The following is a 14,015-nucleotide window of genomic DNA, read 5'->3' as shown; positions in this document are numbered from 1 at the left end:
TTTTTTTGAGAAAACACAAAATTTAAGTCCATGAGCATATCGGAGGTAAAAATGGATAGAAGAAGTATTTCAATAAGGACCATAATTATTAGTTCATTTATTATGCTTATGGTAACTACGATTTTTATAATATGTTTTACACTGTTTTCAAATTGGAGAGTATCTACAGATAATATTATTAGTGAAATGGTGAATGACACAAGTAAAGAGATTTCAAATAAAATAGAAACATTCATTAATGTTCCTTTGCAGATAAATGAAGCAAACCATAATTTAATGGAAAATAAAGTCGTGGATATTTACAATAAGATTGAGAGTGAAAAGTTTTTTGTAGGAGTTCTTAAATCAAATAACCAGGAAGTATATAGTTTCAGTTACGGCACCGAAAATGGTGAATATTATGGTGCTCGTAGGAACGAAAAAAATGAGATTGAGATTATGAAAAATGATGCTGAAACTAAAGGGGATTCCTGGTACTATTCTATAAATAATGATTTGACTGCAGGAAAATTTTCGGTGGATGCAGGGAAATTCGACCCCCGTACAAGAGATTGGTACAAAATCGCAAAAGAAAAACAAAAACCGGTATTTTCTCCTGCGTATAAACATTTTTTTATGGATGATTTAGCAATTTCAGCTGCTTATCCAATTTATAATAAAGACGGTGTACTTCAAGGAGTACTCGGAACACATATTATTCTTTCAAAAATAAATATTTATTTGAAAGAAATTATAAAAGACAAGAGTGCTATTTCTTATATTGTAGAGAAAAGTACAGGGAAACTTGTTGCAAATTCACTTGATATGCCTAATTTCAAAATTCTTGCAGATAAGAAAGTAGAAAGAAAAAAAATTGAAGAAATTGACAATAAATCTATAATAGAGGCATATCAAAATTACAAAAACAATTCAAATAGTAGTTTTACAGTAAAAACTAAAAATGATAGGCTACATATAAATCTAACGGATTATAAAAAAGAAGGCTTAGATTGGCTGATTATAACAGGTATTCCTGAAAGTCAGTTTACAGTAGATATGATAAAAAGTATTCGTATTTCCATAGTATTCTCAATTATTGCAATTATTATATCCATACTAATATATATGAAGATCACAGAGATAATTCTAAAACCCACCTATAATTTGATAAGTACTACAGAGAAATTTTCAAAGGGAGACTTCTTACAGAGAGCGAAGGTTTTCAGAAATGATGAGACAGGAAAATTATCGAAGGCATTCAACAAAATGGCAGAACAACTATATATACTCATCAATAATCTTGAGGAGAAAGTAAAAGAGAGAACGGTAGAACTTGAGAAAGCTAACGGTGCACTAAAGGAGAGAGAGGGAAATATACGACTTCTTCTAGACTCTACTGCCGAAGGAATATATGGTATGGATTTGAAAGGAAATGCTACCTTCTGCAACACCAGTTGTCTCCGCATGCTTGGATACAAACATCAAGATGAGTTAATGGGAAAAAGCATGCATTGGCAAATTCATTATAAGCGTTCAGATGGAACGAACTTCCCAATGGAGGAATGTAAAGTTTTAAACGCAATCGTTAAAGGTGAACGCACCCATGTGGAGGACGATGTATTTTGGAGGGCTGATGGTAACTGTTTCCCCGTACAATATTTTTCCTATCCTCAGTATTATGACGGGAAAGTTATTGGTGCAGTAGTAACCTTTACTGACATCACCCAGCGAAAACTAGAACAAAATGAAATAATAAAAGCAAAAGAAGCAGCAGAAGCAGCAAATATAGCAAAGAGCCTATTTCTTGCCAATATGAGTCATGAAATCAGAACTCCAATGAATGGAATTGTAGGATTTTTACAGCTACTTGAGAATACAGAGCTAAATAGTGAACAGCTGGAATTTATAGATATTATGAAAACCTCTACAGATACTTTGCTTACAGTTGTCAATGATATTCTTGACATCTCAAAAATTGAAGCAGGTAAACTAGAACTTGAGCATATTTCATTTGATATATATTCAACTATAGAAAAGGCTGTAATTTTTTTTAATACCAGAGCAGAGGAAAAAGGTCTTAAACTTAATATACTTATCAGGCCAGACATTCCTCAGTTTGTAGTAGGGGATCCCACAAAGTTAAGACAGGTCATTAGTAATCTAATAAGTAATGCAGTAAAATTTACGGATAATGGTGAAGTGTTTATTGAAGCCTTCTTAAACAAGCAAACTGATGAGACTATAGAAGTATTATTCACTGTAAAGGACACGGGTATCGGAATGACTGAGCAAGAAATTAGTAAGCTTTTTGCACCATTTATACAAGCGGATTCATCTTCTACAAGAAAATATGGTGGGACTGGACTAGGCCTTGCAATATGTAAGAATATTGTGGAAATGATGGATGGAAAAATAAATCTTGTAAGTGAAAAGGAAATAGGAACTACTTTTACTTTCACTATAACTCTCAATAAAACTGAAGACAACCAAGTTAAAATACCAACGAAGTATTCAATTATGGAAGGCAAAAAGGAAATTATTTATAATAGCAAGCTAACAATATTACTGGTTGAAGATAATAAGGTTAACAGGATGTTATTTATCAAGTTACTAAAAATGAAAGGGTTCTGTTGTGATATCGCCATAAATGGCGAGGAAGCTGTCAAGGCATGCTTTAATAGCAACTATGATATCATTTTTATGGACTGCCAAATGCCAGTGATGGATGGTTATGAAGCAACAAGACAGATTCGTGAGGCAGAGGGGGATAGAAAACATACTATCATTGTAGCCATGACTGCCTACGCTATGAAAGGTGATGCAGAAAAATGCATAGAAAAAGGAATGGATGCATATTTGGGCAAGCCCATTGATTTTGAACAGGTGACGAAAATGCTTAAAAGGTATGGTGGTGTTGAGGATAGTGACACTAAGGCCCTAGAGAGTGCAAATACCTATTCAGAAACTGTACTTTCTCTTATGAACGCATCAGGATTAGACAAGGTAACCTGTGAAGAATTATTGTACGAATTTTATGCATATGCTGAAAGTTTAATCAAGGAAATTAAAGAGAATATCCTTAATAATAGATTTAAAGAAGTGGGTATTCTTTTACATCAATTAAAAGGTACGGCGGGAAACGTAAGAGCGAAAGAGATAGGAAAGCATGCTATGGAAGCTGAAGAAGCACTGAGAATTGAAAGCAATGAACTGCTCGGCAGTTTATTGAAAGGAATAGAGAAATCATTATATATTTTAAGAGAAAATGGCAAGGGAGGATACTGAGATTATGATAGGAAGTATAATGATTATTGATGATTCTCCTGTAGATAGAAAAGTCATCCGGCAGATTCTTGAAAGAAGACTTCAGGGGATTAAACTGTTTGAAGCTGAAGATGGTCAAAATATTAATGAAAAGCTTGTGTTAAACAAAATACACATGTGTATTTTGGATATTATGATGCCGGTAAAGGATGGGTTTCAGATATTGAAGGATATGAAAGAAGATCATAGATTAATGGATATACCTGTTATCGTTTGTACAGGGTTGGAAGATAAGCAAGCTATAGAAAAAGCTTTAACCCTTGGAGCATACGACTATTTTTCAAAGCCTTTTAGTGAGGAAGCAATGAAAATATCATTACCTTTGAAGGTAAAAAATGCAATGGAATTAATGAAAAGAAATGAAGAGATCATTTATTTAAGCTATAATGATAAATTAACCGGTCTTTATAATAGAAGATTCTATGAAGAAGTTATTAAAAAATTGGACACTGAAAGAAATCTTCCTATTTCCATCATTATGGGGGACGTGAATGGCTTAAAGCTTACAAATGATGGATTTGGACATGAGGCAGGTGACAGATTACTCAAGAAAATAGCAGATATACTAAAAAGTGAATGTAGAAAAGATGATATTGTAGCTCGTGTAGGTGGAGATGAGTTTCTAATTGTATTACCTGAAACTGGTATAGTAGAAACGGAAGAAATAGTTGACAGAATTAAGGTTAAATGCAACAAAGAAGAAGAAGATCCTATAAAACCAAGTGTTTCAATAGGATTTTCTACGAAAGATCATGTAGATCAGAATATAAGCACTGTTTATAAAGCTGCAGAGGATAGAATGTATAGTATAAAACTTATGGAAAGCAAGAGTATAAAAAGTTCCATAATATCATCTTTAAGAAAGACCTTATATGAGCGAACTCATGAAACTAAAGCACATAGTGATCGCTTAATAGAATTGTCATATAAACTTGGAAAAGAGCTTGGATTACCAACATACCATATCCAAAATTTACAGCTTCTTGCATTAATCCATGATATAGGCATTACAGCTTTGCCAGAGCATATATTGCACAAAAATGGGGATATTACACAAGAAGAATGGAATATCATGAAGAATCATTGTGAAATAGGATATCGAATTGTTAGCACATCTCAGGATTTAGCTCATATTGCTGAGGATGTACTATGTCACCATGAGAATTGGGATGGTAGTGGATATCCACATGGACTAATAGGTGAAAGTATTCCGTTAAATTCACGTATTCTTTCAATTATTGATACCTATGACTCCATGATGTATGGAAGTTTTTATCAAAAGCCAGTTACGAAGGATGAGATTATAGAATTTATAAAGAAGCAGACCGGTAAGTATTTTGATCCTAAAATTGTAGAGGCATTTATAAAAATAACTACTGAATTAGGTATGGAGTGATTACTTAATTTACATCAAAAAAGATTTTGGAATGAGCATTAAACTGTGATGCAATAGTATTTTATTACATATCAATTTTAAATATTATATTTTAATGGGAGGAATCTAACAGTATGATTAAAGAGATTAAAATGCGTAGAAGCATAAGAAAATATATTGATAAACCAGTTGAAAATGAGAAAATAATTCAGTTAATTGAGAGTGCAAGACTTGCTCCATCTGGTAGCAACACACAGCCTTGGCATTTCATTGTAGTAAAATCGGAATTAAGCAGACAAAAATTAGCTGAAGTATCTCATAATCAAAAATGGATGCTATCTGCTCCAGTTTTTATTGTATGTGTAGCAGATATACGTTGTAGAATGGAAGAAGATGTAGATATATCGTTAAATGAAAATAGTCCACAAGAAGAACTTAAACAGATAATTAGAGATACATCAATTTCCGTAGGACACGTTTTACTTGAAGCTGACAACTTAGGATTAGGTACTTGTTGGGTTGCATGGTTTGTGCAAGACGAAATCAGACCGATTTTAAATATACCTTCTGATAAATATGTAGTTGGCATTATTACTCTTGGTTATAAAAATGAAACACCAAAGGCGCGTTCACGCAAGAAACTTGAAGACCTAATACATTATGAAAATTGGTAAAAATACACATGAAAATTAAACATACTAAGTTACAACATTCTTATGTAGGTAATCATTATAAAAAGAAGTAATAAGGTTATATTACTTCTTTATTTCCTGGGACCAGGCACTAACATAATTGTCTGTGTTTTTTTTGTGCTTTTTTAATGGTTATTAAGTAATAGAGCCTTAAAAGAATCTGGATTAACTAAAGCATATAGATTACACATTTTTTGAACTTTTTGTCCCTTTGTACGTTTAATAATTGTGAGGTGAAAAAAATGAATGCAATAAATATATCGAATCTTATAAAATCTTATGATGGAAAGATAAATGCTTTAAATAATATAAGTCTCAACATACCCAAGGGTGAAATATTTGGCTTTCTTGGTCCTAACGGCTCAGGAAAAACTACTACTGTTAGAATTCTCAATGGAATTCTTTCATCAACCTCAGGTCATGCTGAAATTTTAGGAAAGCCTGTGAATGAACATAATCTTGAACTCCATAGATTATGTGGAGTTATGACCGAAAGTTCTTCCTGCTATGAAAATCTTACTGCTGAGGAAAATCTAATATTTTTTGGAAGAATGCATGGTGTGGAAGAAAAGCTGCTGAAGGAACGCGCAAATTTCATTTTAAAAAGGCTGGAATTACTAGATGTAAGAAATAAGAAGGTTAAAGCTTTAAGTACAGGGATGAGGAAGAGAGTTTCTCTAGCTATAGCTCTTATTCACAATCCTCAAATTTTATTTCTTGATGAGCCTACTTCTGGCTTGGACCCAGAAAATGCACTTAATGTCTCAAAACTTATAAAAGAACTTGCGCAGGAAAATAAAGTTACAATCTTTCTTTGCACTCATCAGTTAAAATACGCTGAAAATATTTGCACATTGTATGGGTTTATAAATAATGGTAATGTTCTTGGCTTCGGTACTTTTGATGAACTTGCGTCAAAGAAAAATGCAAGTCTTCAATTAAAAATTAGGGGAAAAAATATTTATGAGAAATTTGGACTTATTCATGAGGAGAATAATCTATATAGTAAATCTATTTTAGGGGACGCCGAAGTGAATGCTATTATACATAATATAATAGCAAACGGTGGGGAAATTTATGAGGTGCTGCAACAGAAATGGTCCCTGGAGCAGCTGTATTTTATGTATATAAAAGGCACAGCCGACGGTGTAACATTGTAATAATGGAGGGGTTAATATGGATAGAAGTGAAAAAGCATTAATTAAAAAAGATTTAAATGAGATAACAAGTTCAAAACAGGTAATTCTGCCAATGGCTATAGTACCCTTAGTTCTCACTGTACTCATACCTATGGCATTAATTATCGGTGTCAATTATATCGGGGATGTTTCAGATATTTTAAGAGGGGTCGGATCTCTTCTAAAAAAGCTGCCTTCTGAATATAAGGCATATAGCCCTGCACAACTTGTAATAAAAATTGCTATAAATTATTTGTTTCCATCATACTTTCTTATAATTCCCATAATGTGTTCAGGAATTATTGGAGCCAGCAGTTTAGTAGGCGAAAAAGAACATAAGACAATGGAGACACTACTTTATACACCAATATCCATGGAACAACTGCTAAGGGCAAAGATTTTAGGCGTTTTTATACCATCCTATATTATAACTCTGCTTTCATTTATAGCTTTTGGCATAGTAATCAATATAGGTGGCTTCATATATTTTGGAGAACTTATTTTTCCAGATACAAAATGGCTCATTATCATACTTTGGATTTCACCTGCAATTAATTTGTTATCCTTAACCTTCACTGTGATGGTATCAGCAAAGTCAAAAACCTTTCAGGAAGCACAGCAGGTAAGCGGCATTCTTGTTCTTCCTGTAATTCTTCTATTGGTAGGGCAAATGACAGGTGTAATTATGCTCAATAATTTTATTATGTTTACAGCAGGTGCTGTTCTCCTGATAATTGATTATATATTAATAAAGAGGATTTCTTCTAAATTTATTCCTGAGAAGCTGATTTAAATATAGGTTATTGGTTTTTGTTTGAAAAATCTATTTTATTTGGCTCTGTCACAACAAATGGTTGAAATTTAGTGTTTTTTTAACAGAGCATTTATTTGCTCTGTTAAATTGAATTTTAAAGTTAATTCGTAATAGTATTCAAGAACTAAACCGCTAAAAACGGTGCCAGTGAAAGTGCTTTCAAGAAAATTTAGAGGTTAATTTTTATTTTATTATGTAAAATAATGTTGTAACTGCTCTTAGAAAGATGGAGAAGATTGAATCTAAACCTATTCATATAGGAAAACTATCAGATATGATTCTAGACTCAAACTGATATAGTTTTGATTTATCTGTCATACTTGTTTAAATAATAAATTTTATGGTAGTTTCGTTATTAAAAAATATAAATATGTATAAAAATCTATTCAATAATTGCAAAAAGAAAGTTTTCAATATTTTTTCTTTTCCCATGTTTTTTGTTTATAAGCAAGTATTCCATTTACAATTAAAGACTTATAACCTAAAATATTCCGAAGCTTAATCGTAATGTTTTCAGTTTCTTCATTACTCATTTTTTTAGGAAAGTAAAATGTAATTTCATCTTTGACAATTAGGTCATACATGTTGCTATAAGCTGGTTTGCCTAACTTGACTACAGGAACAAAAACAGGTCCTGAGCAGCATCCGCCTCTATTGTCCATTTCTATATAAATATCTTGAACACTTTTTTCATATAAATACTTTTTAACACCATGCTTAATTTCTATATTCATAATAACACACCCTTTTCCTTTAGTTTTTTATTTTTAAAGTAATTAAACATATTATAACTCATATTCCGCTGAATGTATAAAAACTTGCGGGTACACAGCAAAGTAAAAGTAAGACATAGAAGTTAGATTAAATGCATCTGATACCTTATTATTTTCTATCATACTTTCTAATTCCCTTAATGAGTCATCCATTTCATCAAATGACTGTTGTGTATCTACTTTATTATATGACCTTCCAATAGGGCAGAATATGCAGTCAAAATTACAATGCTTTTCAGGCAGTATATTTACTTCCAGTACCCTTTTACCATCTTCAATATAAATCTCTTTATAACTAAAACCACCCATTACTATATCCTCCTAAAATTACTCTATTACTACTTCCTTATTATTGATATCTAAAATTGAAATTTTGCTTGTTCCACCTAAATTGCCTTGTACTGCTTTTGCTAGTTCTTTTAATGCGTCCTGAAATTCTATTAATCTACTTTCATCAGTTAATTCAATACATAAAAAAGCATTAGTTGTATTTTCAGTAAGCATTGTTCTTACTGATTCACGCCAATTCCAGCACCTGCAAATTGCTCCCTCATTATCTTTATATATTATCTCACCTTCATATGGTGGTTCACTTTTATCCGTTCCTAATGTAACAAAATTTTCATTTCCAACTGCCTTAGTCAATCTTATATCAGAAGCAAATGTATCGATATCCTCACCACCGCAAGGCAATGCATATCTTAATGAAATACAGTTGTAAATATCAACTAGTGGATTAATAGTCCCTAAATGGTTTCCATTATGCACTCTCTTTAGTAACGCCTCAATTGATGACCTTGCACCCTTCTTTGTTTTAAACTTTTGAAATGCCTCTCTCCATACTTTTATAACTTCGTTACTGCTAAATTCTGCATTTTTCAAATATTTTAAGGCTTCCTTTTCTGCCTCTAAAATCATTTCTGCATATTGCTCTTTATCTCTTATAGAATTAACTATGCCATGACAAATAACAATCCCGATTTTTGTATTAGGAAATAGGCTCCAAAAATCATCTTCAATGACAAACTTTTTCATTTAAATTCCTCCTTCATATTAAAATGAGATAGCTAAATATTTTATCCTTATCACTTATCTTTCGGTAATATTATACTTATTTTTTGCTATTTCTAAACTATATACGATTATTGGTCTATTGATATTAATTTTAGACCAACGATTCCAAGAACTATAAATACAATACAAATCATACGCATTACATTAATCGGTTCTTTAAATAAAATAATACCTAAGACTACAGTACCAACAGTTCCTATACCTGTCCAAATTGCATATGCATTCCCTAGTGGTAAGCTTTTTAAAGACAATGATAAAAAATAGAAACTTGCAACCATTCCTATAACTGTTAATATGCTAGGTAATATTTTTGTAAATCCTTGTGAATACTTCAGCCCCATTGCCCAGCCTACTTCGAAAAAACCTGCTATAACTAAATAAATCCATTCCATAAACTTTACCTCCCTAGATTAGTATTTAAGATTAGTATAGTAATATCTCATGGCTTATTTAAAAGAAAATAAAAAAAAAGCCATAAGAAATATTACTAAAATATCTCCCAGGCTTTTATCCTTCCGTGTACACAATTAACTGTGCGTTTTCTCTCGGACCTGCCAGTTATAAACTGCGGAACCCTAGAAAACTAAACTATATATAATTATAATCTGCAAATATAAATGAATTTTAGCATACTATAGCACTTAAATCAACACAATATTCTTTCTTCGCAAAAAATTACAACTGTGACTAAACCTATATATTTATACTACCATATATTCTTATAATTAATAGATTGGTAAGTAAGTGTTTTTGTTTTGGAACTTAAAGCACTGCTGTTAGGATATACTATACACTAATACAAATAAAAATTAGGAGGTGATTGCCCTATGAACAATTTAACAAATGTACCCAATAGATTAATAAATGAGAAATCTGCATATCTTCTTCAACATGCACATAATCCTGTAAACTGGTTCGCATGGTCTGATGAAGCATTTAGAAAGGCACAAGCTGAACATAAGCCTGTCTTTTTATCTATTGGGTATAGTTAATTGGTTCACTCAATGCACATGTCATTGGTGTCATGTAACCTAAACACCGCAATTTGTGAATAAACATAAATCGTTGATATTCAATGGCTTAAACAGAGTTGGAATTGAGTTTTCATTTTTATATAAGCACTGATATTATTGTTAGTGTTATTTTTTATGCTTTTTTAAATGTAACTTTAATTAAAGCTATGTTCAATAACAGTGTTGATAATATGATAAATTTTTAAAGGAAGCCAAGAATAGATTCCCTTAATTCACAAATACGAAAAAATTTATCTGCCATTATCCTCCTCATGATAAAATCTTTCACCAGTAGTAGGGTTATAGTAAACTCTAAGTTTTTTATTAGTGTTCGGGTCTATGGTTACTTCTTCAGTCCTTTTAAACCCATTTGGGATATTTGAACCATGATTTCTGTTACCTTATACCCTGTAATATTTTCAGTTGTAACAATTATCATTGAATTCTCCTCCTTTTGATTCACATTACCTTACTAATGGGAATATTCAAATATTTAACATAGTTATATATAAATTGCTTCTGTGATTTTAAAATCCTTTAATTTTGTATCAGAATGAGATATGTGTGACTGGACTAAAAGATGTTTAGTTTTTACAATATCCTTTTCTGTATTAAAAAACAATACTTCGTATGGGCTATTATACCTAAACATTCAGAAAACATCAATTTTCAACATTTATCTTAAACATAGCCTTAATTAAAAGTGACTATGTTAAAAAAACACGACTGAATACATTAATCATAAAAAAATTTATAGATGCATGTTAATGGAGGGGATTTAAGCCATCATAACTCACGATTTTTATAAATGACACATGACAGAACGCATGAAATACTAAGGATAATAAGACCTACACATATTCCTATCAGCCAAATCATATTCTGGTTTTGAATAAAATACTTAATTATTGGGCTAAAAAGTTCTGCATTTTTTTTAAACAAAGTAATGCCAATTATAAATAAAATAACAGGTGGTAAAATAGCGACAGCAGTTATTTTGGAATACTCATATTTAAAATAAAGGGGAAATTGCACAGAAATAAACACGCAAAAAAGAAGAAAAGAACTAGATAAATAGGATATAAAGGCAAGATTGCTGATGTTGATATTACGGAAGTATATTACAATTAATGTCAAGACTATTGCCATAACTCCATTTAACACACCAAACGCCAAAGTAAATAAATATCGTCCAATTACAACTTGTTGTTTCCCTATAGGCAAAACTCCATACAACTTATTTAGTTTATTTTTTTCACATATGGAAAAAATGCTACCCATAAAGTTTGCCGAATAAATCGAAATGACATACATTATTACAGGTGGATTGGATGTCATAATTCCAATAAACGTTGCAAGAAAGACAACGATTAAAATAATCTTAAAGTTCGACTTAAGAATATAGTAATCTAATTTTATTGAATTAATAATGTTGCCCATGTTTTTTATCCTCCTTGCTTATATAAACTAAAATTTCATCAATGGTAGATATTTCTACAATGATATTTTTAGATAAGTCTTTGACTTCAGAAGCGGGCATTAATCCTGTAAATCCAGTGTTATGGGTAGTAACTCCGATAATCTTCTCCTGTATCTGATTCGTCAATTCATCTAAACCACCCTTGATTACATAAAAACTTTCCAATAAATCATCCTTCGTTCCAGTGTAGAAAATATTGCCTTTATCTATTAAAGTTATATAATCTGCAATTTTTTCCAAATCTGATGTGATATGAGTAGAAAAAAGTACGCTTCTTTGTCCATCAGAAATATACGCACTTAATATTTCGAGAAGTTCATCACGGGCTACAGGGTCAAGCCCACTTGTGGGTTCATCGAGTATTAGCAGTTTCGCATTATGAGACATTGCAACGGCAAGCATTAACTTCATTTTCATTCCACGAGATAAGTCTTTTACCTTTTTATTGATGGGTAAATTGAAACTATTTAAATATTGATGAAATAATGTGCTGTCCCAATTGTCATAAAAACCTTTAACAGCTTTTTCCACCTCATAAACTTTCCAGTTTTCCACAAAAAAGATGTCATCCAAAACAACGGCTATACCCTGCTTGATTTTTTGTTCCTCTAAAATATTATCCATTTCAAATATTCTAATATTACCATTATTACGAGCAGTCATGTTTAAGATTAGACGAATTGTCGTGGTTTTGCCTGAACCATTTTGACCTACAAATCCCATGATATAACCAGTTGGTAAAGAAAAAGAGATATTATTTAGCGAGAAATCTCCATAATCCTTACATAGTTTATTAACTACAATGGCATTATTCATAATTATTTCCCTCCAATATAAATTCAAGTATTTGTAGCAACTCTTTACGTGTTAATCTCGCAATCTTACCAGTATTTACGGCAACTAAAAAATTATCTTCAATCTTACGAAGAAGCTGTTCCTGCACAAGTTCATTGTTTTTAGGTAAAACGAAACTTCCTTTACCTTGTACAGTTACTATAAATCCTTCCTCTTCTAAATCGGTGTAAGCTCTTGTTGTAGTTATTACACTAATTTTCAAATCCTTTGCGAGTTGTCTAATGGATGGAAGCGTATCTCCTTCGTATACTTCATCACTTAGAATAGCTGTTTTAATCTGTTCTTTAATCTGTTCATAAATAGGTTTTCCTGATGTGTTTGTTATAATAATTCGCAAGTTTAAATCACCTCATAATCTCACAAGTGCTTATAATGATACTACTGTATATATTGAACATTATCACTTGCATTATAAAATGTCAACATCGTAGTTAATCATTATTGTTATTCATGTAACTCAACCATTGCATTTCTGATTCATTATACAGAAAATCAATATAAATAATTCAAATTATAGTTAATAGATATATTGATAAGAAACAATTTTCTTTTAGGAATACTATCATTTGTAATATATAAACTAAAATAGTATTACGCATTTTTCTTAACGGACGACACAAGTAGTAAACCCATATCAGTTAGATGTGGGTTTTTAATATATCGGTTTTATATTGATATTTAATAAGGGATAAATATATAATGGTTATATATGGTTAATGCGGGATAGTAATCTATGATGAACTTAGACTTCATAACAGGAGGAATTAATAAAATGGCTAATAGATTTGATAAAGTAGATAAGATGGCAGACGGGCCAACTGCATACTTTATTAGTGGAAGAAAAGGTCAAAACAAAGAGGTAAAACAAGAGAATTTACTTCCAATCACACTTACAGAAAAACCTCACTCCAAGCAGGAAAAACTTGTTTACTCTTTGTTGGAACAATACTGTGATTTTATAATGTGCGAAAATGAAGAAGATTACTTATTCTACTCAAAAGAACAATTTAACATATTTGCTAAGGATAAAGGAGGCGGTGTTTATGGATTTATTGGCGGTATTGGTGATATAGAAGATGAAAACGTTCCTATTGCTTATGTGAGTTCAGAGGGTCAATCAGGTAAATTATCAAATAACTTGAAAGAGTTATTATCTTTAATTATTTTTTATCCATTTTGGATGGATTTATTAAAATTATTAAAGCACTATAATGGGGATATACAAAAAATAATAGAATTGTGTATAAAAGAAAGAGTAGAAGATATGCCTAATTTCTATAAGATTCAACAAATCATTGCAGATAGCCTTGGTATTAAAAGGCAAGACTGTTCTATTGAAAGTTTGTTCAACTGTCTATCTGAGGAGCCGAGATTTATTGTTTATTCTACAGATGATAATAACCCATCTGAGAATTTATTAATGTGAGGTATTTTACTAAAGATATAATATTCATTTAA

Annotated in this window: 12 protein-coding genes, 2 pseudogenes and 1 riboswitch; of the genes and pseudogenes, 7 read left to right on the top strand and 7 right to left on the bottom strand. The window is 31.3% G+C overall.

Annotated elements, in window-relative coordinates; genetic code table 11:
• Positions 1 to 51 precede the first annotated feature (51 nt).
• From G9F72_RS19565 to G9F72_RS19545, 5 genes are all read left to right on the top strand, one after another.
• Positions 52 to 3,264 carry an ATP-binding protein gene (locus G9F72_RS19565; protein ID WP_164958396.1) on the top strand — a complete coding sequence of 1,071 codons (3,213 nt, stop codon included), beginning with the start codon at positions 52 to 54 and terminating at the stop codon, positions 3,262 to 3,264.
• A gap of 4 nt (positions 3,265 to 3,268) precedes the next feature.
• Entirely contained in the window at positions 3,269 to 4,699 is a 1,431-nt protein-coding gene (locus G9F72_RS19560; protein WP_164958395.1) for a diguanylate cyclase, read from the top strand.
• A gap of 113 nt (positions 4,700 to 4,812) precedes the next feature.
• A complete protein-coding gene (locus tag G9F72_RS19555; protein WP_164958394.1) occupies positions 4,813 to 5,352 on the top strand; it encodes a nitroreductase family protein in 540 nt (179 codons plus the stop codon).
• A 260-nt stretch (positions 5,353 to 5,612) separates the two neighbouring features.
• Positions 5,613 to 6,530, top strand: a complete 918-nt coding sequence (locus G9F72_RS19550) for an ABC transporter ATP-binding protein (protein WP_164958393.1) — start codon at positions 5,613 to 5,615, stop codon at positions 6,528 to 6,530.
• A 16-nt stretch (positions 6,531 to 6,546) separates the two neighbouring features.
• Positions 6,547 to 7,341, top strand: coding sequence for an ABC transporter permease subunit (locus G9F72_RS19545; RefSeq protein WP_164958392.1), 795 nt, complete (start codon positions 6,547 to 6,549; stop codon positions 7,339 to 7,341).
• 431 nt (positions 7,342 to 7,772) lie between these two features.
• Here G9F72_RS19545 and G9F72_RS19540 read toward each other — a convergent pair whose 3' ends face one another.
• The 4 genes and pseudogenes from G9F72_RS19540 to G9F72_RS19525 all read right to left on the bottom strand — a co-directional run bounded on the left by G9F72_RS19540 (position 7,773) and on the right by G9F72_RS19525 (position 9,601).
• The gene (locus G9F72_RS19540; protein ID WP_164958391.1) at positions 7,773 to 8,096 is read right to left on the bottom strand and encodes a CC/Se motif family (seleno)protein; all 324 of its coding nucleotides are present in this window, start codon (positions 8,094 to 8,096) and stop codon (positions 7,773 to 7,775) included.
• A gap of 144 nt (positions 8,097 to 8,240) precedes the next feature.
• Positions 8,241 to 8,444 (bottom strand): annotated as a pseudogene (locus G9F72_RS19535) (radical SAM protein); the annotation flags it as partial.
• Between the two features lie 18 nt (positions 8,445 to 8,462).
• On the bottom strand, positions 8,463 to 9,170 hold the full coding sequence (locus G9F72_RS19530) for a B3/4 domain-containing protein (RefSeq protein ID WP_164958390.1): 708 nt from the start codon (positions 9,168 to 9,170) through the stop codon (positions 8,463 to 8,465).
• Positions 9,171 to 9,277: 107 nt separating this feature from the next.
• Positions 9,278 to 9,601, bottom strand: a complete 324-nt coding sequence (locus tag G9F72_RS19525) for a DMT family transporter (RefSeq protein ID WP_164958389.1) — start codon at positions 9,599 to 9,601, stop codon at positions 9,278 to 9,280.
• 102 nt (positions 9,602 to 9,703) lie between these two features.
• A riboswitch (guanidine-I (ykkC/yxkD leader) is annotated at positions 9,704 to 9,799 on the bottom strand.
• 237 nt (positions 9,800 to 10,036) lie between these two features.
• Between G9F72_RS19525 and G9F72_RS19520 the strand changes: the two are divergent.
• A pseudogene (locus G9F72_RS19520) lies at positions 10,037 to 10,198 on the top strand (DUF255 domain-containing protein); the annotation flags it as partial.
• An 810-nt stretch (positions 10,199 to 11,008) separates the two neighbouring features.
• Here G9F72_RS19520 and G9F72_RS19515 read toward each other — a convergent pair.
• Genes G9F72_RS19515 through G9F72_RS19505 form a run of 3 tightly spaced genes read right to left on the bottom strand, consistent with a single transcriptional unit; the run spans position 11,009 to position 12,894 of the window.
• Positions 11,009 to 11,662 carry an ABC-2 transporter permease gene (locus G9F72_RS19515; protein WP_164958387.1) on the bottom strand — a complete coding sequence of 218 codons (654 nt, stop codon included), beginning with the start codon at positions 11,660 to 11,662 and terminating at the stop codon, positions 11,009 to 11,011.
• Entirely contained in the window at positions 11,646 to 12,518 is an 873-nt protein-coding gene (locus tag G9F72_RS19510) for an ABC transporter ATP-binding protein (RefSeq protein WP_164958386.1), read from the bottom strand. The genes G9F72_RS19515 and G9F72_RS19510 overlap by 17 nt, the downstream gene beginning before the upstream one ends.
• Complete coding sequence (locus tag G9F72_RS19505) at positions 12,511 to 12,894, bottom strand: GntR family transcriptional regulator (protein WP_164958385.1); 384 nt, start codon at positions 12,892 to 12,894, stop codon at positions 12,511 to 12,513. Before G9F72_RS19505 ends, G9F72_RS19510 begins: the two co-directional genes overlap by 8 nt.
• A 435-nt stretch (positions 12,895 to 13,329) precedes the next feature.
• Here G9F72_RS19505 and G9F72_RS19500 point away from each other — a divergent pair, with 435 nt between their 5' ends.
• Positions 13,330 to 13,983: a hypothetical protein gene (locus tag G9F72_RS19500; protein ID WP_164958384.1), complete on the top strand. Its 654-nt coding sequence runs from the start codon at positions 13,330 to 13,332 to the stop codon at positions 13,981 to 13,983.
• Positions 13,984 to 14,015: the final 32 nt, after the last annotated feature.

Origin of the sequence: Clostridium estertheticum, assembly GCF_011065935.2 — a bacterium.
In the GTDB taxonomy this organism is placed as follows: domain Bacteria; phylum Bacillota; class Clostridia; order Clostridiales; family Clostridiaceae; genus Clostridium_AD; species Clostridium_AD estertheticum_A.
The sequence above is the reverse complement of the archived record's forward strand: the minus strand, read 5'-3'. Positions and strand labels throughout refer to the sequence as shown.

Bases quoted from the DNA above. Each gene is read 5' to 3' on its own strand.
- G9F72_RS19555 (WP_164958394.1), top strand. From the start codon at position 4,813: ATGATTAAAGAGATTAAAATGCGTAGAAGCATAAGAAAATATATTGAT.
- G9F72_RS19540 (WP_164958391.1), bottom strand. From the start codon at position 8,096: ATGAATATAGAAATTAAGCATGGTGTTAAAAAGTATTTATATGAAAAA.
- G9F72_RS19500 (WP_164958384.1), top strand. From the start codon at position 13,330: ATGGCTAATAGATTTGATAAAGTAGATAAGATGGCAGACGGGCCAACT.
- G9F72_RS19515 (WP_164958387.1), bottom strand. From the start codon at position 11,662: ATGGGCAACATTATTAATTCAATAAAATTAGATTACTATATTCTTAAG.
- G9F72_RS19510 (WP_164958386.1), bottom strand. From the start codon at position 12,518: ATGAATAATGCCATTGTAGTTAATAAACTATGTAAGGATTATGGAGAT.
- G9F72_RS19560 (WP_164958395.1), top strand. From the start codon at position 3,269: ATGATAGGAAGTATAATGATTATTGATGATTCTCCTGTAGATAGAAAA.
- G9F72_RS19545 (WP_164958392.1), top strand. From the start codon at position 6,547: ATGGATAGAAGTGAAAAAGCATTAATTAAAAAAGATTTAAATGAGATA.
- G9F72_RS19550 (WP_164958393.1), top strand. From the start codon at position 5,613: ATGAATGCAATAAATATATCGAATCTTATAAAATCTTATGATGGAAAG.
- G9F72_RS19525 (WP_164958389.1), bottom strand. From the start codon at position 9,601: ATGGAATGGATTTATTTAGTTATAGCAGGTTTTTTCGAAGTAGGCTGG.
- G9F72_RS19565 (WP_164958396.1), top strand. From the start codon at position 52: ATGGATAGAAGAAGTATTTCAATAAGGACCATAATTATTAGTTCATTT.
- G9F72_RS19530 (WP_164958390.1), bottom strand. From the start codon at position 9,170: ATGAAAAAGTTTGTCATTGAAGATGATTTTTGGAGCCTATTTCCTAAT.